This window comes from Streptomyces acidiscabies, assembly GCF_020010905.1.
Classification (GTDB): domain Bacteria; phylum Actinomycetota; class Actinomycetes; order Streptomycetales; family Streptomycetaceae; genus Streptomyces; species Streptomyces acidiscabies.
Genome location: NZ_JAGJBY010000002.1, coordinates 2,444,323 through 2,467,055 on the forward strand (window position 1 = coordinate 2,444,323; position 22,733 = coordinate 2,467,055).

General features: G+C 71.5%; 21 protein-coding genes. 15 read left to right on the top strand and 6 right to left on the bottom strand.

From position 1 onward, the window contains the following. From J8M50_RS37695 to J8M50_RS49420, 5 genes are all read left to right on the top strand, one after another. Entirely contained in the window at positions 1–327 is a 327-nt protein-coding gene (locus J8M50_RS37695) for a 4Fe-4S dicluster domain-containing protein (protein ID WP_010359231.1), read from the top strand. Between the two features lie 217 nt (positions 328–544). Beyond that, positions 545–961 (top strand): tautomerase family protein, encoded by a 417-nt coding sequence (locus J8M50_RS37700; protein ID WP_010359232.1) that lies wholly within the window; start codon positions 545–547, stop codon positions 959–961. 34 nt (positions 962–995) lie between these two features. Next, on the top strand, positions 996–2,171 hold the full coding sequence (gene ispG, locus J8M50_RS37705; RefSeq protein ID WP_010359233.1) for a flavodoxin-dependent (E)-4-hydroxy-3-methylbut-2-enyl-diphosphate synthase: 1,176 nt from the start codon (positions 996–998) through the stop codon (positions 2,169–2,171). Next, positions 2,168–3,118: a 4-hydroxy-3-methylbut-2-enyl diphosphate reductase gene (locus tag J8M50_RS37710; RefSeq protein WP_040838248.1), complete on the top strand. Its 951-nt coding sequence runs from the start codon at positions 2,168–2,170 to the stop codon at positions 3,116–3,118. Before ispG ends, J8M50_RS37710 begins: the two co-directional genes overlap by 4 nt. Positions 3,119–3,153: 35 nt before the next feature. Further along, positions 3,154–5,268 carry an SAM-dependent methyltransferase gene (locus J8M50_RS49420; RefSeq protein ID WP_141655652.1) on the top strand — a complete coding sequence of 705 codons (2,115 nt, stop codon included), beginning with the start codon at positions 3,154–3,156 and terminating at the stop codon, positions 5,266–5,268. Positions 5,269–5,314: 46 nt separating this feature from the next. On the opposite strand, the gene J8M50_RS37725 is transcribed toward J8M50_RS49420, so the two are convergent. Further along, on the bottom strand, positions 5,315–6,400 hold the full coding sequence (locus tag J8M50_RS37725; RefSeq protein ID WP_010359236.1) for a magnesium and cobalt transport protein CorA: 1,086 nt from the start codon (positions 6,398–6,400) through the stop codon (positions 5,315–5,317). A gap of 134 nt (positions 6,401–6,534) precedes the next feature. On the opposite strand from J8M50_RS37725, the gene J8M50_RS37730 reads away from it, so the two are divergent. Beyond that, on the top strand, positions 6,535–7,611 hold the full coding sequence (locus tag J8M50_RS37730; protein ID WP_040838251.1) for a winged helix DNA-binding domain-containing protein: 1,077 nt from the start codon (positions 6,535–6,537) through the stop codon (positions 7,609–7,611). Between the two features lie 3 nt (positions 7,612–7,614). Here the strand turns inward: J8M50_RS37730 and J8M50_RS37735 are convergent, their stop codons facing one another. From J8M50_RS37735 to J8M50_RS37750, 4 genes are all read right to left on the bottom strand, one after another. Then, complete coding sequence (locus J8M50_RS37735) at positions 7,615–8,256, bottom strand: LysE family translocator (RefSeq protein ID WP_029184527.1); 642 nt, start codon at positions 8,254–8,256, stop codon at positions 7,615–7,617. A gap of 102 nt (positions 8,257–8,358) precedes the next feature. Beyond that, positions 8,359–9,150 (bottom strand): S1 family peptidase, encoded by a 792-nt coding sequence (locus J8M50_RS37740; RefSeq protein WP_029184528.1) that lies wholly within the window; start codon positions 9,148–9,150, stop codon positions 8,359–8,361. Between the two features lie 246 nt (positions 9,151–9,396). Next, a complete protein-coding gene (locus tag J8M50_RS37745) occupies positions 9,397–12,210 on the bottom strand; it encodes a helix-turn-helix transcriptional regulator (protein ID WP_010359240.1) in 2,814 nt (937 codons plus the stop codon). Between the two features lie 237 nt (positions 12,211–12,447). Next, positions 12,448–13,299, bottom strand: coding sequence for a helix-turn-helix transcriptional regulator (locus J8M50_RS37750; RefSeq protein ID WP_029184529.1), 852 nt, complete (start codon positions 13,297–13,299; stop codon positions 12,448–12,450). 165 nt (positions 13,300–13,464) lie between these two features. Here J8M50_RS37750 and J8M50_RS37755 point away from each other — a divergent pair, with 165 nt between their 5' ends. Both J8M50_RS37755 and J8M50_RS37760 read left to right on the top strand, forming a co-directional pair. Then, a complete protein-coding gene (locus tag J8M50_RS37755) occupies positions 13,465–15,195 on the top strand; it encodes an AMP-binding protein (RefSeq protein WP_010359242.1) in 1,731 nt (576 codons plus the stop codon). Beyond that, positions 15,192–16,805, top strand: coding sequence for an AMP-binding protein (locus J8M50_RS37760; protein WP_223786386.1), 1,614 nt, complete (start codon positions 15,192–15,194; stop codon positions 16,803–16,805). The genes J8M50_RS37755 and J8M50_RS37760 overlap by 4 nt, the downstream gene beginning before the upstream one ends. Positions 16,806–17,109: 304 nt before the next feature. Here J8M50_RS37760 and J8M50_RS37765 read toward each other — a convergent pair whose 3' ends face one another. Then, a complete protein-coding gene (locus tag J8M50_RS37765) occupies positions 17,110–17,928 on the bottom strand; it encodes a TIM barrel protein (RefSeq protein ID WP_010359244.1) in 819 nt (272 codons plus the stop codon). 136 nt (positions 17,929–18,064) lie between these two features. Here J8M50_RS37765 and J8M50_RS37770 point away from each other — a divergent pair, with 136 nt between their 5' ends. The 7 genes from J8M50_RS37770 to J8M50_RS37800 all read left to right on the top strand — a co-directional run bounded on the left by J8M50_RS37770 (position 18,065) and on the right by J8M50_RS37800 (position 22,344). Continuing rightward, positions 18,065–18,388: a hypothetical protein gene (locus J8M50_RS37770; RefSeq protein WP_010359247.1), complete on the top strand. Its 324-nt coding sequence runs from the start codon at positions 18,065–18,067 to the stop codon at positions 18,386–18,388. 40 nt (positions 18,389–18,428) lie between these two features. After that, positions 18,429–18,689, top strand: coding sequence for a YkoF family thiamine-binding protein (locus tag J8M50_RS37775; RefSeq protein ID WP_040838285.1), 261 nt, complete (start codon positions 18,429–18,431; stop codon positions 18,687–18,689). A 56-nt stretch (positions 18,690–18,745) separates the two neighbouring features. Beyond that, positions 18,746–19,108 carry a helix-turn-helix domain-containing protein gene (locus J8M50_RS37780; RefSeq protein ID WP_029184531.1) on the top strand — a complete coding sequence of 121 codons (363 nt, stop codon included), beginning with the start codon at positions 18,746–18,748 and terminating at the stop codon, positions 19,106–19,108. Positions 19,109–19,209: 101 nt separating this feature from the next. Further along, positions 19,210–19,719 carry a 2-oxo-4-hydroxy-4-carboxy-5-ureidoimidazoline decarboxylase gene (uraD, locus tag J8M50_RS37785; RefSeq protein ID WP_010359251.1) on the top strand — a complete coding sequence of 170 codons (510 nt, stop codon included), beginning with the start codon at positions 19,210–19,212 and terminating at the stop codon, positions 19,717–19,719. Next, the gene (uraH, locus tag J8M50_RS37790; RefSeq protein ID WP_010359253.1) at positions 19,716–20,027 is read left to right on the top strand and encodes a hydroxyisourate hydrolase; all 312 of its coding nucleotides are present in this window, start codon (positions 19,716–19,718) and stop codon (positions 20,025–20,027) included. Before uraD ends, uraH begins: the two co-directional genes overlap by 4 nt. A gap of 5 nt (positions 20,028–20,032) precedes the next feature. Then, positions 20,033–20,932, top strand: coding sequence for a factor-independent urate hydroxylase (gene pucL / locus J8M50_RS37795; RefSeq protein ID WP_010359254.1), 900 nt, complete (start codon positions 20,033–20,035; stop codon positions 20,930–20,932). 38 nt (positions 20,933–20,970) lie between these two features. Beyond that, entirely contained in the window at positions 20,971–22,344 is a 1,374-nt protein-coding gene (locus J8M50_RS37800) for an 8-oxoguanine deaminase (protein WP_010359255.1), read from the top strand. The last annotated feature ends 389 nt before the right edge of the window (positions 22,345–22,733 follow it).

The following is a 22,733-nucleotide window of genomic DNA, read 5'->3' on the forward strand; positions in this document are numbered from 1 at the left end:
ATGTCGCGACCCCGCTCCACCCCGTCCGAGTGCACCTCCAAATCCCCCGCCGGTACCGCGATCCCCTTGATCGACCGGAACCGGTGCGAGGGCAAGGAGGACTGCATGGTGGTCTGCCCGTACGACGTCTTCGAGATCCGCAGACTCACCGAGGAGGAGCGCGAGGGCATGTCCCTCCTCGGAACTCTGAAGTCGTGGGCGCACGGATACCGGCAGGCGGTGGTCGTACGGCCGGCGGACTGCCACGCCTGCGGGCTGTGCGTCAAGGCGTGCCCGGAGAACGCGATCAAGCTCCAGCGCAGCGACCGCCCGGCCGAGGCCGGCTGACCCCTCAGGGGGAGAACGACCCACAAGGGGCCGTCGGGACACCCGGCGGCCCCTTTCGCATGCCTCGGCCCTTACCGGGGCCGCTCGGACTCTGTACTGACCGACGGTCGGTCAGTTAGCATCGGGGGAGCCGCCCGTTGGTGCCGTGCGATACCGCCCGGGCCGGTCGAGGACGTCGTATCCGCTCCATTCCCATCGATCATGGAGTTCTGAAGCGATGCCGGTCATCACTGTCCAGAGTTACGGAATCACCGCCGACGCCGCGCCCGGGCTGGCCCGGAGCGTCCGCGCGCAGGTGACCGCCGCCCTTCCCGGGACGGACGGCGTCTGCCAGTGCCGCGTGGTGGTCTGCGCGGCGGCGGACGTACCGGACCACGTGCCGGCACCGAACGCCTGGGTGGAGGTGACGATGTTCCCCGGCCGGTCGACGGAGGACAAACGCGCCCTGTACACGGCGATCGTGGCGGGCCTTCGCCCGGCCGGGATCGTGCCGGGCGCCGTGACGGTCGTCCTGCGTGAACCCGCTCTGGAGAACTGGGGCATCCGTGGCGGCCGGCCCGCCTCCGAGGTCCTGCGCGACGCCGTCCACAGTCCGACCGACAGCAGCGCCGACGTCGAAGGAGACGCGCGATGAATGTGATCAGGAGCATTGCGGACAGGGGGCGGCCGTGAACCCGGTGCAGGTCGGGCTGCCGACCGCGCGGCCGGCCCTCGCCCGGCGCCGGGAGAGCCGCCAGGTCATGGTCGGCAACGTCCCCGTCGGCGGCGGTGCCCCGGTCTCGGTGCAGTCCATGACGACCACGGTCACCTCGGACGTGAACGCGACCCTCCAGCAGATCGCCGAACTCACCGCGTCCGGCTGCCAGATCGTGCGGGTGGCGGTTCCCTCGCAGGACGACGCCGACGCGCTGCCCGCGATCGCGGGGAAGTCGCAGATCCCGGTCATCGCCGACATCCACTTCCAGCCGAAGTACGTGTTCGCCGCGATCGACGCCGGCTGCGCGGCGGTGCGGGTGAACCCCGGCAACATCAGGAAGTTCGACGACCGGGTCGGCGACATCGCCCGCGCCGCGCGGGACGCCGCCGTACCCATCAGGATCGGGGTCAACGCCGGATCGCTGGACCCGAGGCTGCTCGCCAAGCACGGCAGCGCGACGCCGCAGGCGCTGGCCGAGTCGGCGCTGTGGGAGTGCTCGCTCTTCGAGGAGCACGGGTTCCAGGACATCAAGATCTCGGTGAAGCACCACGACCCGGTGGTGATGATCCAGGCGTACCGGCTGCTCGCCGGGCAGTGCGACTACCCCCTGCACCTCGGCGTGACGGAGGCCGGTCCCGCGTTCCAGGGCACGGTCAAGTCGAGCGTGGCGTTCGGCGCGCTGCTGGCCGAAGGCATCGGGGACACCATCCGGGTCTCCCTGTCCGCGCCTCCCGTGGAGGAGGTCAAGGTCGGCACGGCGATCCTGGAGTCGCTCGGGCTGCGCGAGCGCCGGCTGGAGATCGTCTCCTGCCCCTCGTGCGGCCGGGCCCAGGTGGACGTCTACCGGCTCGCCGACGAGGTCAACGCCGCCCTGGAGGGTTTCCCCGCGCCGCTGCGGGTCGCCGTGATGGGGTGCGTCGTGAACGGTCCCGGCGAGGCCCGCGAGGCCGACCTCGGGGTCGCCGCCGGCAACGGCAAGGGACAGATCTTCGTCAAGGGTGAGGTGATCAGGACCGTACCGGAGTCGAAGATCGCCCAGACCCTGATCGAGGAGGCGCTCAAGCTCGCCGAGGAACGGGGCGTGGCGGACCCCGAGCGACTGCTCGGGCCGGTGCCGTCGGCCCATGCGGAGAGGGGCGAGGCGTGACGGCATCTCAGGGCGGGCCCGGACGGGTGCTGCTCGCGGCCCCGCGCGGCTTCTGCGCCGGTGTGGAGCGGGCGGTCGCGACCGTCGAGAAGGCCCTGGAGCTGTACGGGCCGCCCGTGTACGTCCGCAAGCAGATCGTCCACAACCTCTTCGTGGTCGCCGGACTCGAACGCAGGGGCGCGGTGTTCGTGGAGGAGGCCGAGGAGGCGCCGCCGGGCGCCGTCCTGGTGTTCTCGGCGCACGGGGTGGCGCCCTCGGTGCACGCCGAGGCCGCGGAGCGCGGCCAGCGGGTGATCGACGCGACCTGCCCCCTGGTCACCAAGGTGCACCGGGAGGCCCAGCGGTTCGCCCGGCAGGGCTACGACATCCTGCTCATCGGCCACGAGGGGCACGAGGAGGTGATCGGCACGCTCGGGCAGTCGCCCCGGATCCACCTGGTCGACGGGCCGGACGACGCGGCGCGGGTCACCGTCCGGGATCCCGGCAAGGTGGCCTGGCTGTCCCAGACGACCCTGTCCGTGGACGAGACGACCGAGGTGGTGGAACGGCTGCGCGAGCGCCTCCCCGGCCTGGTCGGCCCGCCCAGTGACGACATCTGCTACGCCACCCAGAACCGCCAGTCGGCCGTCAAGGCACTGGCGCCGCGCTGCGAGCTGATCGTGGTGATCGGCTCGGCCAACTCCTCCAACTCCCTCCGGCTGGTGGAGGTGGCCCTGGAGAACGGCGCGCCCGCCGCGCACCTGGTGGACCGCGCGGAGCAGATCGCCGACTCCTGGCTGGACGGCGTCCGCACCGTCGGCGTCACCAGCGGTGCCTCGGCGCCGGAGGTGCTGGTACGCGAGAGTCTCGACCGGCTCGCGGCGCGCGGCTTCACCGACGTGGAGCTGGTCCTCACCGCCGAGGAGCACCAGGTCTTCGCGCTGCCCCACGAGTTGGGGGATCGGTGAGGGCCGGGCCGCCCCCCGTCGCGAGCGTGCTCGTCGTGGCGCACGGACGGCTCGGCGCCCGGCTGATGCGCCGGCTGGAGGCGGCCCGGCCGGAGCTCTCGGTCCTGGTGGGACGGCCGGTGGAGTTCTCCGGGATGCAGTCCGTACTCCCGCAGCTGGACCCCGCCGTCCTGTTCAGCGCCCTGCGCATGATCGATTTCTCCCGCCCCGACGTGGTGGTGGAGGCGGTGCAGGTGCCGGAGCCCGCGACGCGGATCGTGGAGCGGGCGATCAGGGCGGGCGCCTCGGTGGTCACCGTCTCCCCGGCCCTCGTCGGCACCGAGGGTCCCCGGCTGCGCGGCCTCGCCGCCGCTCACGGAGTGGGTCTGTACACGGACGGCGCCCTCGGGTTCGGGGTGTCCCTGCGGCACCTGTTACGGGCGCTGCCCGCCGGGGACTCCGTACGGCATGTCGTCGGCTGGCTCCGGCACGGGTCGCTGCCGGCTCAGGAGTCCGAGGGCGCGGTCGAGTCGGTCGCCCACCGTAATGCGGGGCTGGCCTCGACACTCTTCGCTGCCGCTACCACCACGGCCGAGGTGACAGTGAACCCGGGCCGGGATCTGGGCGGGGCGCCTGGCAGGGACCTGAGCGAGGCGCCCGGCCGGGACCCGGGCGGGGCGCCCGGCCGTGGCGGGGACGAGGCATGCGGGGCGCCCGGCCGTGGCGAGAGCGGGGCGCGCGGGGCGCCCGGCCGTGGCGAGAGCGAGGCGTGCGCGGTGTCCGAGTGCGAGCGGGTCGGTGGACGGGTGTCGGTGCGGGTGTGGCCCCGGCTGGTGCCCGAGCTCGGGCCGTTCGGCTGGTGGCCCGGCTGGTCCAGCGGGCTGCTCGTGGAGACCGGCACCGCCGACACCCTCCTCCTCCCGCGCGCGGGCAGCGACCTGGACCGGACCGCGCGACTGGTCCTGGCGGACCTCGCCGCCGCGCTCCGGGCCCGCCACGGCGTGTCCGCCTCCGCCCGGAAGCACCGGTCCGTGCTGCCGCTTCCCCGCTTCCTGATCCGCGCCGAAGCGGGGCGCCCCGGCGTGCTGCTCCCCGCACTCGCGGCCCGCGGCATCACCGTATGGGCGGGCCGTTTCCATCGCGCGACCGATGAGATCCACGCCGTCACCGGACCCGTGCCGGAAGGCGAACTCAAGACAATCCTGGCCGAGTTGGGCACACGGCGGCGAGCTGTGCCGGTCCCCTCGGCCGCGTCCCCGGACGACGGCGGCGAGTTCGGCCCCCTGCTGGTCCGACCTCGTCGTCCGCACCGCCGCCGCAGCCGACCGGCTGCACGTCAACTCCCAACGGAAGGAACCATCATGAACCGTCCGAGCTGGGCTCCCGAGAACGTCGACATCGACGTGCCCTCCTCCGCGCGCGCCTACGACTACGTCCTGGGCGGCACGCACAACTTCGAGGTCGACCGGGAGATGGCGCGCAAACTGGTGGAGGCGGCCCCCGACCTGGCCGCCCACGCCCGCGCGAACCGCACCTTCCTCCAGCGCGCGGTGCGGTTCCTGGTCGACTCCGGCGTCCGGCAGTTCCTGGACCTCGGCTCCGGCATCCCGGCGACCGGCAACGTCCACGAGGTGGCGCTCGCCATGGCCCCCGAGAGCCGGATCGTGTACGTCGACTTCGACGAGGTCGCGGTGGCGCACAGCCGGAGCATCCTGGCCGAGGTGCCGAACTGCGCGATCCTGCGGGAGGACATCCGCAACCTGGACGCCATCCTCGACCACCCCGACGTACGCAAGCTGCTGGACTTCGACGAGCCGGTCGCCATCCTGATGCTGGCGGTCCTGCACGCCTTCCCGGACACGGACGACCCCGGCGGCCTGGTACGCCGCCTGCGCGACGTGGCCGCCCCCGGCAGCTACCTGGTGATCTCGCACGCGACGCACGAGCTGCGGGAGGCGGAGACCCGGAAGCTGGAACACGTGACCAAGGAGTCCCCGACCAAGCTGAGCATGCGCTCCCGCGCCGAGATCACCGCCTTCCTCGACGGCTTCGAACTGGTCGAACCGGGGATGACCTGGGTGTCGAAGTGGCGCGAGGACACACAGCCCGGCGCCGCGGCGGACCCGGACCGGTCCGACATCCTCTGGGCCGGAGTGGGCCGCAAGCCCTGATCGGGACCGGGGCGCCGACACCGGCAACGGCGTCGGCGCCTCACGGCTACAGCCAGTCGCGGCGCTTGAAGACGACGTACAGGCTCACGCACACCACGCCCATCAGCGCGACGGCGAACGGGTACCCGAGCGCCCAGCGCAGTTCGGGCATGTGGGTGAAGTTCATGCCGTAGATCGTGCCGACGAGGGTGGGCGCGAAGAGGATCGCCGCCCATGAGGAGATCTTCTTGACCTCCTCGTTCTGCTCGAAGCCCGCTTCCGCCAGCGCCCGCATCTCCGCGTTCTGCTGCTGCGTCACCAGCGTCGCGTTCACCGTGAGGATCTCCGTGAGGGCCAGGCGGAAGCCGTCGACGCGTTCGCTGGTGTGGGTGACGTGGTCGGCGACGTCGCGGAGGTAGCGCTGGAGTTCGTCGTCCGTGCCGTACTTGGAGAAGCCGGCCATCAGCGCGTGGAGCATGCCGACCAGGGGACGCGTCGCGCGCTGGAACTCGACCATCTCGCGGGAGAGTTCGTAGATGCGGCGGGAGACCTCGGGGTCGCCCCGGAAGACCTCCGTCTCGATCTCGTCGATGTCGTTCTGGACGCCGGAGACGACGGGCACGTAGCCGTCGACGACGGCGTCCAGGATCGCGTAGAGGACGGCCTCCGGGCCGAGGCGCAGCAACTCCGGGGTCTCCTCCATGCGTCGGCGTACGACGGAGAGGTCGGGCGCGTCCGAGTGGCGGACCGTCAGGACGAAGTCGGGGCCCAGGAAGACGTGGAGTTCGCCGAAGTCGATCTCCTCGGGGGCGTCCAGGTAGCGGGCCGCGCGCAGGACGACGAAGAGGGTCTCGCCGTAGCGTTCGAGCTTGGGGCGCTGATGGGCCTCGTTCGCGTCCTCGACGGCGAGGGGGTGCAGGCCGAACTCGGTGGCCAGGGAGTGGAGTTCGGACTCCGTCGGCCGGGCGAGGCCGATCCAGGCCATGCTGTCGGGCTGTTCACGCAGTTCGCGGTAGGTGTCGGCGAGGGTGGCGGGGGAGGAGACGCGGACGCCGTCCCGGTAGAGGGCCGCGTCGATCACACCGGCGGGCTCTCCGGCGGGCCGTCGGACCTCCTTGCGGGGAAACTTCGCGCCACGGCGTCGCTCGGGCATCGCGGCGGCCTCCCGTCACTGTCGGTTCTGTCCTCTTTGGTGATGATCACGGGCAGGATATACGCGGCGAGGGAAACGCGGGTCGGCGGCAACGAGGACAGGATCTGTCCTAGATCGCGGTTACCGTGCACCTCATGACCGTCCTTGACGTCCGCGCCCTCAACCGCGCCACCCTCGCCCGCCAGCTCCTCCTGCGCCGGTCCTCCATGACGGCGCACGCCGCCGTCGAACACCTCGTCGGCCTCCAGGCGCAGAACGTCAAGCCCCCGTACTACGCCCTCGCCGCCCGCCTCGACCCCTTCGCCCCGGCCGACCTCGCCCGGCTCATGGCCGCCCGCGAAGCCGTACGCATCGTCACCCTGCGCTCGACGATCCACACGCACACGGCCGCCGACTGCCTCGCGCTGCGGCCGTTCGTGCAGCCCGCGCGGGAGCGGGAGCTGAAGCTGTTCCGCAAGGGCCTCGCGGGCGTGGACCTCGACCGGCTCACCGCGCTCGCCCGCGACCTGGTCGAGGAGAAGCCCCGCACGCCGAAGGAGCTCCGCGAGGCCCTGGCCGGGCGGTGGCCGGACGCGGACCCGCAGTCGCTGGGGATCGCCGCGCGCTGTCTGCTGCCGTTGGTGCAGGTCACGCCGCGCGGCGTCTGGGGCGAGAGCGGCCAGGTCGCGCTGACGACGTCCGAGCACTGGCTGGGCAGGCCGGCGGACACGGCGTACGACGCTGCCGCGCTGGTCCGGCGCTACCTCGCCGCCTTCGGCCCCGCCTCGGTCAAGGACATGCAGACCTGGTCCGGCCTGACCCGGCTGCGCCCGGCGTTCGAGAAACTTGAGCTGCTGACGTTCCGCGACACCCACGGCACCGAGCTGTTCGACCTCCCCGAAGCCCCCCGCCCCGACCCGCAGACCCCGGCGCCGCCCCGCTTCCTCCCCGAGTTCGACAACCTCCTCCTCTCCCACACCGACCGCACCCGCGTCATCCCGCCCGAGTACTGGGGCCGCACCTGGGTCGGCAACGTCTCCCACCCGACGTTCCTCGTCGACGGCTTCCTCGCGGGCGTATGGAAACTGACGGAAAGCGTTCTCACCGTCCAGCCGTTCGGCCGGCTCACGAAGACGGACCGGGAGGCGGTCACCGGAGAGGCGTCCCGGATGCTGACGGTGATGCACCCGGGAACGCCGTACGACATCCGCTTCGGCACGGTGATCCCGTAACCCTCAGTCCGTGCGCCCCGTGACCGCGACCGTCACCCCCAGCCCGATCATCGTGCACCCGCCCGCACCCCCGATGAGCGACAGCCGCCGCTCGGACCGTGCGAACCACGAACGCGCCGCCGAGGCGGTCAGCCCCCACAGCGTGTCCGTCACCAGCCCGATCCCGATCGGCACGAGTCCGAGCACGAGCATCTGCGCGACCACGTTCCCGGCGGAGTGGTCCACGAACTGGGGCAGCGCGGCGGCGAAGAAGACGACCCCCTTGGGGTTGGTGACCCCCACCAGCGCCCCGTCGAACACGGTCCGCAGATCCCCGCGCCGAGCCGTGGCCCCCTGAACCTCCGTCACCTTCAACTCCCGCCGGTGCCGCACCCCTTGCACCCCCAGGAACACCAGGTAACAGGCCCCCACCAGCTTCACCCCGAGATACACCGAGGCCGACTCCTGGACCACCGACCCCAGCCCGAACGCGACCACGGCGACCAGCAGATACGACCCGATCACGTTCCCCAGCGCGCTCATCACGGCCACCCGCCGCCCGTGGGCCAGCGCCCGCCCGATCACGAACAGCACACTCGGCCCGGGTATGACGATCACCAGCAGGGACACGGCGGCGAAAGCGAGCAACCGCTCTTCGGAAACAATCATGGAGACAGTCTGGCCACAAGAACCGGCGCATGGACAGGGGGCGTTGCGGGCCGCTCGTGGAGGCCCGCAGCGCCCCCTGGTCTTGCTCCTGGGGTACCTCTACGAGGTGACCTCGGAAGTGACGAGGGTGGAGAAGGTGGTCAGCCGGGTGTAGACACCCGGGTAACCCGCCTCCGCACACCCCTCTCCCCAGGAAGTGATCCCTGCCAGGACGCCCCCGATGAGCAGGGGACCGCCGCTGTCGCCCTGGCAGGTGTCTGTGCCGCCGGTGGTGTTTCCGGCGCAAACCATGTCGGACCGGACGAAGTCCGAACCGTAGGAACTGCCGCAGCTGGTGTCGGACACGATCGGGACGGTCGCGGTCCGCAGCTGGTTGGAGGAGCTGCCGTTCTCGGACGTGGTGCCCCAGCCGAGGATGCGTGCGGTGGTACCGGCCGCGTACAGGCTCGTCTGGGTGGCGGAGACGTACGGCGCCGCGGTGTACGGCATCGAGGTCGCCAGGGTCAGGACGGCCACGTCGTCGCCGTTGGTGGTGTCCGTGTAACCGGGGTGGATCCAGATGTCGCTGACCCGACTGACGGTGCCGTTCGTGCCGTTCAGATAGGTCCGCCCGCCGACCACCCGCACGCTGCTCGTGGTCTCGCCGACCATGCAGTGCGCCGCGGTCACGACCTTCGTCGCGGAGACGAGGGTGCCGCCGCAGAACTGGTTCTGCGAGGCGTCCGTGATCTGCATCATGAACGGATACGACGTGGTGGTGGTCGTCGTACCGCCGACGATCGGCTGGGGTGCTGCCGATGCCGACGGGGTGCCGAGCAGCATCGTGGCTGCCGCTGCGGCGGTCGCCGCCAAGGCGGCGGCGGCCCTTCTTGCACGGTGGAGCGCGGACAAGGTGTCTCCTCGTGGGGGGAGGGGGCAGTAGGGAGTACGCGCGGGTGCTGTGGGGGAGTTGTGCACGGGGGCCGCGGGACCGACCCCCGTGTGCCCGGGCGAGCGGCACATCACAAAAGCTACGGCCCGTCACACCCTCACCCCAATGAGGGAACCCCCTAGGGGACCCGGACAGGGAAAACCCTCGGTGTCCGGGTGGCGAACCGCTGGTGGAAGTGAACTGGTGGAAGTTAACCCGCCGCCCCGTCAGGTGGCCCGGCGCCCCGCCGCGAGCCGCACGATGTCCACCCGTGAGCGGATGCCGAGCTTGCGGTAGACGCGCGTCAACGTGGCCTCCACGGTCTTGACGCTGATGAACAGCCGGGCGGCGATCTCCCGGTTGGTGGCGCCCTCCATGACGAGCGCGGCGACCTGACGCTCCATCGCGGCGAGCCCCTCCAGCGCGTCGGCGGCGGGCGCCCGCTCCACGAGAGCGGGCGTCTCGACGCCGGACGCGAGGGCCGCGTCGACCTGCCGCAGCCAGGGCACGGCCCGGCACCGCCGGAAGAGGCGGGTGGCCTCGTCGTACGACGTCGGCCCGGGCCGCCGCGTGCGCAGCCGGGCCAGCGCGAACGCGGCACGGGCCTCCTCCAGCGCGTACCCGAGTTTCGCCAGCCGGTCCTGGACGGACGTCAGTTGGGCGAGGGCGGTGTCGTGGTCGCCGCGCGCGGCGCGTACGAGGGCCTCGGCGCGGTCGAGGACGGCGATGATGCTCTCGCGGCCGAGCCGTACGGCGTGCTCGCGGGTGACGTCGATGACGTCCTGCGCCTCGGCGGCCTCCCCGACCCGCACGAGAGCCTCGGCGAGGTCGCCCTGCCAGCGCCCGCGCGCGGGGTCGGTGATGCCGAGCCCCTGCTCCAACTCCCGTACCCGGCGCAGCGACTGGACGGCGCCGGCGGCGTCGTCGGCGACCAGCTGGGCGTACCCGAGGGAGGCGAGGGCCTTGGACAGGTACATCTGGTCGCCGTCGCCCTCGGCGCGTCCGGCGGCCTCGCGGGCGAGTTCCAGGGCGCGTTCGACGTCGCCGCCGGACGCCTCGGCCTGGGACGTCAGCATCGCGGAGGCGCCGAGCCCGATCCCGGAGTCGCGCGCGAGGCGCAGGGACTCGCGGGCCAGGTCGAGGGCGCGCCCGCAGTGCCCGGAGCGCAGTTCGGTCTCGGCGAGGAACCGCTGGAAGTGCACCTCGCTCTCGACGACGCCCCGCCGCTGCACCTCCCGCAGCAGCGCGGTGATCGTCGTGCGCGCCTCGGGCAGCTGATCGCTCATCAGCAGCCAGCGGAACCGCGCCATCGCGGGCCCGTTGTGATGGCAGGCGACATCGGCGAACTGCGGTTCCCTGAGGGCCTTCTTGATGGTCGCGGGCGCGTCCGGATGCCCCATCAGGGTTTCGGTGGACGCCTGGAGGGACAGCGCCATCAGCTCCGTACGGCGGTCCCCGCCGCGCTCGGCGAGTTCGGCGGCGTGCGCGGACTGCCGGCGGGCCTCGGGGAACTCGCCGTCGACGACCAGGCCCCGCCAGGCCAGTTGGTAGTGGACGAGGGCGAGGAGGCGGGGGTCGTCGCCCGCGTCGGCGAGGACCTTCGGGAAGACGGCGTCGACCTCGCCGAGCGCCTGCCCGGCGGACTCGATGACGATCATCCAGGCGCGCACCCGGTCGGCGGGCGCGGTGACCCGGGCCAGCACGTCGTGCGCGATGTCCCGCGCGAAGTCGGCCTCCCCGGCGGTGATCGCGTCCTCGCCCGCCTCAAGGCGCCGCTCGTCCGGGGAGGGCGCGGCGTCCGGCGGGGTGTGCCGGGCGGCGAGCAGCCCGAGCGAGGCGGCGACCGAGGGGGCGCCCCGGTCGCGGGCGAGGGCGGCGGCCTCGGAGAGCCGGTCGGCGACCTCCGGGTCCGTACCGGTCGTCGCCAGCGCGAGGTGGCGGGCGCGCTCGATGGGGTCGGAGGCGGCCGTGGACAGCGCCGCGTGCGCGGCCCGCCGGTCCTGCGCGGGCGCCTCCGCGTACAGCGCGGCCGAGATCAGCGGGTGCGCGAACCGTACGGCCGGACCCTCCGGCTCCGTCGCGAGCAGGCCCAGCGCTGCGGCCTGCGCGGTCTCCGCCTCGGCGTTCTCCCGGCCCGCCGCGTGCAGCAGGGCGAGCGTCGGGCGCGCGCCCGCGCTGGCGACCAGCAGGGTGCGGCGGGCCTCGGCGGACAGCATGTCGAGGCGGGACAGCACCAGCGCGCGCAGCGAGGTCGGCACCGGCAGCGGCTCGCCGGGGCGCGGGGCCGTCGGCATCTCGCTCAGGGCGCGGCCCAGCTCCAGCGCGTACAAGGGGTTGCCGCCGCTGGTGCGGTGGATGTCGCGGACCGTGGAGCGGGGCAGCTCCGTGTAGCCGCGGTGGTCGAGGAGCGCGGACACGTGCGCGCGCGAGAGCGCGTTCAGCCGGATCGCGAGGGTGTCCGGCGGGGACTGGCGCAGCTGCCGGTCGTACTCCTGGCCCTCCGTACGGACCGCGCACAGAAGTTGTACGGGGGTGTCGCCGAGCCGGCGTGCCGCGAACCCGAGGAGTTCGGCACTGGCGGGATCCAGCCACTGCATGTCGTCCGCGACGACCAGGACCCGGCCGCGCGTGGCGAGCTGGCGCAGCGCCGACAGGACGGCCAGGCGCAGGGCGAGGCCGTCGCGCTGGAGGGTGGACTCGCCGCGCCCGGTGAGCGCCGATTCGAGCGCCGTGCGCTGGGCGGCGGGCAGGGCGGTGGCCACGTCGTCGAGGACCAGGCCGAAGAGGTCGGCGAGGGCCAGGAACGGGAGGTGGGATTCGGACTCGGTCGCCGAGCAGCGCAGGACGGTGTGCGCGCTCTCGCCGTAATCCGTCGCCAAAGCGCGCAGCACCGTCGATTTCCCGATTCCGGCCGGCCCGTGGAGCAGCACGCTGCCGCCCCGCGCGAGCTGGTCGCGGGCCGACGTCCACAGCTCGTCCCTGCCGATGACCAGGTCGGGGCGGCATCGGGCAGACTCCTTGAAGTCCCGTCGCACGGTCACCGCTCCCCTCCGAGTGTCGTGTGCGGGGCAAATTCTAGGCAACGTCCCTTTGATATTCGGAGGGACATCCGGGTGAGGGAGATAACAGCCGACGGCATGAGGAAATTCAGTAAGCGGTGGCCTGAATGAGCCGTGTACGTCCGAGGCCCTCGGAAGGGCTCCGGACGGCGCGCGTCCTCCCGTCCGCGACGGTTCACACCGGCCACCCCTTCCCTGTCCGGAAACCAACTCTCCCACTCAGGGCAACAGCCCCGCCCGCCTTGCCGCGACGACCGCCTCGCCCCGGGTCCGCGCCCCCAGCCTGCGCATCGCCGACCGCAGATAGCCCTTGACCGTCTCCGGCCGCAGCCCGAGCCGCTCGGCGGTCAGCGCGTTGGTCGCGCCGGCCGCCACACAGGCGAGGACGTCCAGCTCGCGCGGCGCGAGCGTGGTACCGCTTTCTACGGTTTCCGCCTGCTCGGCGCTCAATGTCAGCAGACCACACGCGTCGAGGAGTTCCGCCCGCAGTTGCGGGTCCGTGATGCGCGGGGCCAGCGCGCGCAGCGCCGCGTGCGCCTCCCGGACCTGCTCCCAGTGCGCCGCGTCCGCCGGGCGCCCCGGCTCGATCACCGGCCGCGCCGCCTCCAGCAGGGCCTGCGCCTCGTCCTGCACCACCAGCGCCTGCTCGACGTCCCGCGCCACGTCCACCGCCGCGACCAGCATCCGGTCGCCCAGCGGCATCGCGGTGCGCAGCGCCCCGTACAGCACGCCCCGCACCCGGCGGCGCACCACGATCGGCACCGCCAGCACCGAGCGGATGCCCTCCTCGGCGACCGCCACGTCGTACTCGTGGCTGATCTGCCGCGAGACCGAGTAGTCGCTCACCGCGATCGGCCGCGCGAGCGCCAGCGTCTTGCCGCCGAGGCCGTAGCCGGCCGTCACCGCCAGGCCGCGCAGCGAGGTCGTGTCCGCGCCGCTCATCTCCGTGATCCGCATCCGCCGCTGGCCCAGCTCGACCGGCCCGCCGAACGTCACCGGCAAGCCGGTGGTCCGCCGCAGCCGGACGAGCGCGCCATGAATCTCCATCGTTCCCGACGCGTCCGCTGCCACCCTGCACCCGCCTCTTTCTACGGCTCTGCCGCCGCGCACACCCCCGTTCGGGGGTAGTGAGACCTGCATCACGGATTACACGATGGCAGAGTGCCGCCGGGCAATGGACCGGTACGGAGCGGGAGTGAACCGGAGGAACACTCTCCGTGGATCGAAGGAGTGCAGATGGTGACGAAGGATTCGTTCTCCGTGCGGGTTTCCGCCGATTCCAACTCGTCTGCCGCCTATGCCGGTTCCGCCACGGAATTCCGCAGAGCCCGGGACTTCCTGCTCGCCCACCGCGAGGACTACGCCACCGCGTACGCCGGGTTCACGTGGCCGCGCCCCGAACGCTTCAACTGGGCGCTCGACTGGTTCGACGCGATCGCCGACGGCAACGACCGCACCGCGCTGCACATCGTCGAGGAGGACGGCTCCGAACAGAAGCTGTCCTTCGCCGAGTTGGCGCACCGCTCGAACCAGGTCGCGAACTGGCTGCGCGCGCGGGGCGTGCGTGCCGAGGACCGGGTCCTCGTGATGCTGGGCAACCAGGCCGAGTTGTGGGAGATCGCCCTCGCCGCGATGAAGCTGCGCGCCGTCGTCATCCCGGCAACTCCCTTGCTGGGCCCGGCGGATCTGCGCGACCGCGTCGAGCGGGGCCGCGTCCGGCACGTGATCGTCCGCTCCACCGACGCCGCCAAGTTCGCGGAGGTGCCCGGCCGTTACACGAAGATCACGGTCGGCGAACCGGTCGAGGGCTGGCACTCCTACGCCGAAGTCGACGCCGCGCCCGCCGAGTTCACCCCCGACGGTGAGACCCTCGCCGACGATCCGCTGATGCTCTACTTCACCTCCGGCACCACCGCCCGCCCCAAGCTCGTCGAACACACCCACGCGTCCTACCCCATCGGGCACTTGGCCACCATGTACTGGATCGGCCTCAAGCCCGGCGACGTCCACCTCAACATCTCCTCGCCCGGCTGGGCCAAGCACGCCTGGTCCAACCTCTTCGCCCCCTGGAACGCCGAGGCGACCGTCTTCATCTTCAACTACGCCCGGTTCGACGCGAGTCGGCTGATGGCGGAGATGGACCGGGCCGGGGTGACGACGTTCTGCGCGCCGCCGACCGTCTGGCGCATGCTCATCCAGGCCGACCTGACCCAGCTGCGTACGCCGCCGCGTGAGGCCGTCGCCGCCGGGGAACCCCTCAACCCCGAAGTGATAGAGCAGGTGCGGCGGGCCTGGGGGCTCACGATCCGGGACGGGTTCGGGCAGACCGAGACGGCCGTCCAGATCGCCAACAGCCCCGGCCAGCCCCTCAAGACGGGCTCCATGGGGCGGCCCAGCCCCGGCTACAAGGTCGAGCTGCTCGACCCCGTCTCCGGCGCTCCCGGCGTCACCGAGGGGGAGATCGCCCTCGACCTCGCCGGGCGGCCCGTCGGGCTCATGACCGGGTACCACGGGGACGCGGACCGTACGGCCGAGGCGATGGCGGGCGGCTACTACCGCACCGGGGACGTCGCCTCCCGCGACGCGGACGGGTACCTGACGTACATCGGGCGCAGCGACGACGTGTTCAAGGCCAGCGACTACAAGATCTCGCCGTTCGAGCTGGAGAGCGCGCTGCTGGAGCACGAGGCGGTGGCCGAGGCGGCGGTGGTACCGGCGCCGGACCCGGTGCGGCTGTCCGTGCCCAAGGCGTACGTGGTGCTGGCGGCGGGGTGGGAGGCCGGTCCCGAGACGGCGGCGGCGCTGTTCGCGCACTCCCGCAAGGTGCTCGCGCCCTACAAGCGGATCAAGCGGCTGGAGTTCGCGCCGTTGCCGAAGACGGTGTCGGGGAAGATCCGGCGGATAGAGCTTCGGGAGGCTACGGCGGAGGGGTCGGAGAACGAGTACCGGGAAGAAGACTTCCGGTGACGTCCGGGGGTGTGTCTTACGCCCACGGCGCCGGGTCAGTTGGTCTCCTCGGTGACACCATCGGCGCCAACCTCGATCGTGCCGTGGCTCGTTGGGGCTCTCGGGAGGCGCTTGTCGACGTGCCGTCCGGGCGGCGCTGGACGTACGCCGAATTCGCCGCCGACGTCGAGGAGTTGGCGTGCGCGCTGCTCGCGAGCGGGGTCGGCAAGGGGGACCGGGTCGGGGTGTGGGCGGTCAACGCCCCCGAGTGGGTGCTCGTGCAGTACGCCACCGCCAGGGCCGGCGCGGTCCTGGTGAACATCAACCCCGCGTACCGCACGCACGAGGTCGCCTACGTCCTCGACCAGGCCGGGGTCTCGCTGCTGTTCGCCTCGGTCGCGCACAAGGGCAGTGACTACCGGGCGATGGTCGAGCAAGTCCGGGGACGCTGCCCCGACTTGAGGGAGACCGTGTACTTCGGGGACCCCGGCTGGGAGGAGTTCGTCGCGCGCGGCGGACCCGTACCGCGCGGTGAACTCCTCGCCCGCGAGGCCGAGTTGTCCTGCGACGACCCGATCAACATCCAGTACACGTCCGGCACGACGGGGTTCCCCAAGGGCGCCACGCTCTCGCACCACAACATCCTCAACAACGGTTACTTCGTGGGGGAGTTGCTGGGGTACGACGAACAGGAACGGATCTGCGTACCCGTGCCCTTCTACCACTGCTTCGGCATGGTGATGGGAAACCTGGCGGCCACATCGCACGGCGCCTGCATCGTCGTCCCGGCCCCGTCCTTCGAGCCCGCCGCCACCCTCCACGCGGTCCAGCGGGAACGCTGCACGTCCCTCTACGGCGTACCGACCATGTTCATCGCGGAGTTGAACCTCCCCGACTTCGCCGCCTACGACCTCACGACCCTGCGCACCGGCATCATGGCCGGGTCCCCCTGCCCCGTAGAGGTTATGAAGCGCGTCGTCGCCGAGATGCACATGGCCGAGGTCTCCATCTGCTACGGCATGACCGAGACGTCCCCGGTCTCCCTCCAGACGCGCCGCGACGACGACCTCGAACACCGCACGGCGACCGTCGGCCGGGTCCTTCCCCACGTCGAGGTGAAGATCGTCGACCCCGCGACCGGCGTCACCCAACCCCGGGGCCGCGCGGGCGAGTTGTGCACGCGGGGCTACAGCGTGATGCTCGGCTACTGGAACGAGCCGTCGAGGACCGCCGAATCCATCGACGCCGGCCGCTGGATGCACACCGGCGACCTGGGCGTGATGCGCGAGGACGGCTACGTGGAGATCGTCGGCCGCATCAAGGACATGATCATCAGGGGCGGCGAGAACATCTACCCGCGCGAGATCGAGGAGTTCCTCTACGCGCACCCGAAGATCCGCGACGTCCAGATCGTCGGCGTCCCCCACGAGACGTACGGCGAAGAGGTCCTGGCCTGCGTCATCCCCCACGACGCGGGCGACCCCCCGACGCTGGACGAGATCCGGGGCTACTGCGCGGGGCGCCTGGCCCACTACAAGATCCCGAGCCGGGTGCGGATCCTGGACGCGTTCCCGATGACGGTGTCGGGAAAGGTCCGGAAGATCGAACTGCGGGAGACGTACGGGGGATAGGGCTGGGCCCCTTCGAACGGTGACGGCGCTCGCGGCCGGTTTCCCCCGTGTCCCGGCCGCGAGCTGTCCCCCGTCAGCAGACCCCACCGCCCCCGTTCCGGCAGGACCCGCTGAACTCAATGTGCCCTGTTTCACGGCAGGTTGAAGCCCCTCGACGGTTCTTCAGAGGTTGATTTGAGGTTGCCGTACGGCTGCTACGACGGGTGCGGTAACGCATTTATGCGCAGGTACGACGCTGGTGAGGTGGCCGACGATCTCCGCACGGCGACCGGCGGAGCCCAACTGGCGGCCCCCGCAGGGAAGTTCAGCGCAGCCAGTCGAAGGCCCCGGCCCCCGCCTCGTCCCCGGCCTTGTACTCCAGGCTCACGAGCCCCTCGTATCCGGCCACCGTCAGCCGGTCCAGCCAGGACCTCAGCGGCAGCGAACCCGTGCCCGGTGCGCCACGTCCCGGGGCGTCGGCGATCTGGACGTGGCCGGTGATGGGGGTGTACTTGTCGATCACCGTCGGGACGTCCGCGCCGTTCGTGCCGAGGTGGTAGAGGTCCATCAGGAAGCGTGCGTTCCCCAGTCCTGTACGGGAGTTGACCCGGTTCACGACCTCCACCGCGGCTTCCGCGCTCAGCAGGGGGTATCTCGGTGACTCGACCCGGTTGAGCGCCTCGATCAGCAGGACCGCGCCCACCCGGTGCGCGGCCCGCGCCGCGTACGTGAGGTTCTCCAGTGCCAGCGCGTCCTGTTCCGCGGGGTCGACGCCCTCGATCCGGTTGCCGTACGGCGCGTTGAGGGTGCCGCAGCCCAGGGAGCCGGCGAAGTCGGCGGCGACGTCGACGTTGGCGCGGAAGCGGTCGGACTCGGCGCCGGGGAGGGAGAGGGCGCCCCGGTCGGGGCCGGGGAGCCGGCCGGAGTAGAAGTTGAGGCCGGTGAGGCGGACGCCCGCGTCGGTGATCGCCCCGCGCAGGGCGTCGAGTTGGGACCGGTCCGGCGTCGGGGTGTCCGGCCACGGCCACCACAGCTCGACGTTGCTGAAACCGCTTGCAGCAACGGCCGCCGGACGTTCGAGAAGGGGGAGGTGGGTGAAGAGGATCGAGACGTTGACGGTGTACCGCCGGTCGGGGAAGCTCATCGACACCTTCAGGGACGTACCGAAGTGTTTCGTATGCCGGAAAGGGGATTCTGGCACACGGAGAAAAGACGTCACGTTTCCGGACGGCCTCGGCAACCCCCTGCGGGCGCCCGCCCCCGTCCGGGACAGTGGTCGCATGAGTCTGATGACCGACGGCAAGGCACCCGGCCCCGTGCGCTTCTACCTGCGCTGCGACCGCCTCGACTGCGAGGCGCGCGCGGTGTTCGAACTGGTCATCACGGAGCCGGGTCCCGACATCGAGCAGGACCTGATGGGCCACATCATGCACGAGTCGGGGAAAGCGGTTCCCCACATCGACGCGATGGGCTGGAAGTTCTACCCGGGCGGCATCGGCTACTGGTGCCCACGCTGCACGGGCCACCGGACGGGCCCGGCACCCGCCGTCGTACGCGACGCGAAGGCACCGAAGCAGCGGGCCCGGCGCAGGCGCCCGAAGTGAGGGCTGCCGCGCCGGTGGCGGGGCGCGTTAGGTTGTGCGCGTGCGATTGAGAGTGGAGTTCACGACCGAGCCCTTCGACCTCGACGAGGTGCCCGCCCACGCGCTCGCGGCCCGCAAGGCGCTGGACGCGGCGGAGCTGGACGCCGTCGACGTGGGCCCGTTCGGCAACACGGCCGAGGGGGACGCGCCGGCCGTCCTGAGCGCCGTGGACGCCGTACTGCGCGAGGCGCTCCAGGCTGGCGCCACCCGCGTCTCGCTCCAGGTCAACGTCCTCGGTGAGAACGCCGGGGAGGGGGCGTGAGCGACCCCGCTGTGAGCGACTCCGCTGTGAGCGACTCCGCTGTGAACGACCCCGCCGTGAGCGATTCCGGCGACTTCATCACGGCCGTGAAACCCCTGGTCGACGCGATCGGCGGCGAGCTGGTCCCGGCCGACGAGGCGGGCCCCGACGACGTCGTCCTCACCTGGTCCGGCGCCGACGCCGTAGCCGTACGCCTCCCGCAGCTCGCCGACTCCCTCGACCACATCCTCGCGGCGATGGAGAGAAAACTCGGGAAACCGCTTGCGCAACTCGACCGCAAGGCGAAGCAGGAGATCGTGCGGACGCTGGAGGCGCGGGGGGCGTTCACGGTGCGGCACGGGGTGGAGACGGTGGCGAGCGCGCTCGGCGTGAGCCGGTTCACGGTCTACAACTACCTGAACCGAGAGAAAAGCGTCTGAAACGTCTCATTTGGTTGCGTTTCCGGCGGCGGCCACGCGTGTAACCCGGAATTTTCAACAAACTGTTGACGAACGTTCGCGCGACGGCGTTAGCTGACGCCGTGACGACCCCACCCCCGGGCCTGGCCCGCCTCAACACCCTCCCCGAGCCGGCCGCCCGCGCCGCCCTCCACGAGGTGTGCGCGGCGACGTCCTGGACCGACCGGGTCCTCGCGGCCCGCCCGTACGCGACCCCCGAAGCCCTGTACGACACCGGCGAGGCCGCCGCACACGATCTCGACGACACCGGCCTGGACGAGGCGCTCGCCGGGCACCCGGCGATAGGCCGCCCCCGCTCCGGCGACCCGGCGTCGGCGCGCGAACAGCGCGGGATGACGGACGCCGACGCCGCCGTACGGGCCGAGATGCTCGAACTGAACCTCGCCTACCAGGAACGTTTCGGCCACGTCTTCCTGATCTGCGCGACCGGCCTCACCGGGACGCAGCTGCGCGACGCCGCCCGGGAACGGATCGGGAACACGCCGGAGCGCGAACGCGAGATCGTCCGGGGGGAACTCGGCAAGATCAACCGCATCAGGCTCGTACGACTCGTCGAAGGTGATCCCGCATGACCAGCACCGTGTCCACGCACATCCTGGACACCTCGGTCGGCCGCCCGGCCACCGGCGTCGTCGTGCGCCTGTCCGCGCGTTTTGGCGATGACTGGCGGGAGGTGGGGGCCTCGGTGACCGATGCCGACGGCCGCTGCAAAGACTTTCCGTCGTTGCCGGAGGGCACCGTCCACGCCCGCCTCGTCTTCGAGGTCGGCACCGAGTTCTTCCCCGAGGTCGCGGTTGCGTTCGCGGTCGCACCCGGCGAGCACTACCACGTACCGCTGCTGCTGAATCCGTTCGGCTACTCCGTCTACCGAGGGAGCTAGGACCCATGACCCGCGCACTGCTCGGCCAGAACCAGTACGGCAAGGCCGAGACCCGAGTCGTCCGCATCGTCCGCGACGGCGCCACGCACCACATCAGGGACCTGAACGTCTCCGTCTCCCTCAGCGGCGAGATGACCGAGGTCCACTACTCCGGCTCCAACGCGAGCGTCCTGCCGACCGACACCACGAAGAACACGGTGTACGCGTTCGCCAAGGAGTACGGCATCGACTCCGCCGAGCAGTTCGGCATCGACCTCGCGCGGCACTTCGTCGCCTCGCAGGAGACGATCCACCAAGCCCGGGTCCGGATAGAGGAGTTCGCGTGGGAGCGGATCGCGAACGGGGGGGAGGGGGAGCACTCCTTCGTCCGCAAGGGACAGGAAACTCGCCTGACCCAGGTCACTTTTGACGGTTCGTCATGGGAGATCGTGTCCGGCCTGAAGGACCTCACCGTCCTCAACTCGACCAACTCCGAGTTCTGGGGCTACGTCAAGGACCAGTACACGACCCTCCCCGAGGCGTACGACCGCATCCTCGCGACCGACGTCACCGCCCGCTGGCGCTTCAACTGGTCCGGCGCGGAAGGGGAGTTGCCGAACTGGCAGGAGTCGTACGAGGAGACGAAGCGGAACATCCTCGAAGCGTTCGCGGAGACGTACTCGCTCTCCCTCCAGCAGACGCTGTACGCGATGGGCGCGCGCGTTGTCGAACACCGGCCGGAGATCGACGAGATCCGCTTCTCGCTGCCCAACAAGCACCATTTCCTCGTGGACTTGAAGCCGTTCGGGCTGAAGAACGACAACGAGGTGTACTTCGCCGCCGACCGGCCCTACGGCCTGATCGAGGCGACGATCCTGCGGGACGGCGCCGAGGCGCGGATCCCGGTGGACCTCACCAACCTTTGACGCTTCGAGCTTTTGACGCTCTGAGAGAGGACTCTGTGATGCCCCAGCGCATCGTCATCGAGAACGCGGCGATCGCGACCGTGGACGCCGCCGACACCGAGTACGAAAACGGTTACCTCGTCGTTTCCGGCAACCGCATCGAGTCGCTCGGCGCGGGCCGGGCTCCTGAGGGGCTCACGGACGTCGTCCGCCGTATCGACGCGACCGGCCACCTGGTCACCCCCGGCCTGGTCAACACGCACCACCACTTCTACCAGTGGATCACCCGGGGCCTGGCCACCGACCACAACCTCTTCGACTGGCTCGTCGCCCTCTACCCGACCTGGGCGCGCATCGACGAGCCGATGGTCCGTGCGGCGGCCGAGGGCTCCCTCGCGATGATGGCGCGCGGCGGCGTCACCACCGCGATGGACCACCACTACGTCTTCCCGCGCGGCACCGGCGACCTCTCCGCCGCGATCATCGGCGCCGCGAGCGACATGGGCGTCCGCTTCACGCTCGCGCGCGGTTCGATGGACCGGGGCGAGTCGGACGGCGGTCTGCCGCCGGACTTCGCGGTGGAGACCCTGGACGGCGCGCTCGCGGCCACCGAGGAGACGGTACGCCGCCACCACGACCCGTCCTTCGACGCGATGACCCAAGTCGCCGTCGCCCCCTGCTCCCCGTTCTCCGTCTCCACCGAACTCCTGCGCCAGGGCGCCGAGGTGGCCCGCCGTCTCGGCGTACGCCTGCACACGCACGGCTCGGAGACGGTCGAGGAGGAGAAGTTCTGCCACGAGCTCTTCGGCATGGGCCCCACGGACTACTTCGAGTCCACGGGCTGGCTCGGCGAGGACGTGTGGATGGCGCACTGCGTCCACATGAACGACTCGGACATCGAGGCGTTCGCGCGGACCCGCACGGGGGTCGCGCACTGTCCCTCGTCCAACGCACGGTTGGCGGCCGGGATCGCCCGGGTCCCCGACATGCTCGCGGCGGGCGTCCCGGTCGGCCTCGGCGTCGACGGCACGGCGTCCAACGAATCCGGGGAACTGCACACGGAGTTGAGGAACGCGCTGCTGATCAACCGGCTGGGGGCGCATCGGGAGGCGGCGCTCAACGCGCGCCAGGCGCTGCGGCTCGGCACGTACGGGGGTGCCCAAGTCCTGGGTCGCGCAAGGGAGATCGGCTCCCTGGAGGCCGGCAAGCTGGCGGACCTCGTCCTATGGCGTCTCGACACGCTGGCCCACGCGTCGATCGCCGATCCGGTGACGGCGCTGGTCTTCGGGGCGGCGGCTCCGGTGACGGCGTCGTTCGTGAATGGGCGTCAGATCGTGGAGGAGGGGCGGTTGTTGACGGTGGACGAGGATGCGATCGCGCGGGCGACGCGGGCGGAGGCGCGGAGGTTGGCGGGGATCGCGGGGGGTCGGTAGGGGCAGGCTGCGCGGCTCGCTCCTATCGACCCGGGCGGGTTGCGCGGCCCGGTCCGGGAGGGGGCCTGCTCCGCGCCCCGGCCGGGCAGGGGATCGGCCTCGCGGTCCGGTAGAGGATCGGCTTCGCGGTCCGGCCTCGGGGAAACGCCGCGTTCTGGCCAGGCAGGGCGTCAACTCCACGCCCGGTCCGGCAGGGGACAACTCCGCGCCTCGGTCCGGCAGGGGGCAACTCCGCGCCTCGGCCCGGCGGGGCGTCAGCTTCGCGCCTCGGCCCGGCAAGGCGTCAACTCCGAGTCCTGGCCCGGCAGGGCATCAACTCCGCGCCTCGGCCCGGCGGGGCGTCAGCTTCGCGCCTCGGCCCGGCAAGGCGTCAACTCCGAGTCCTGGCC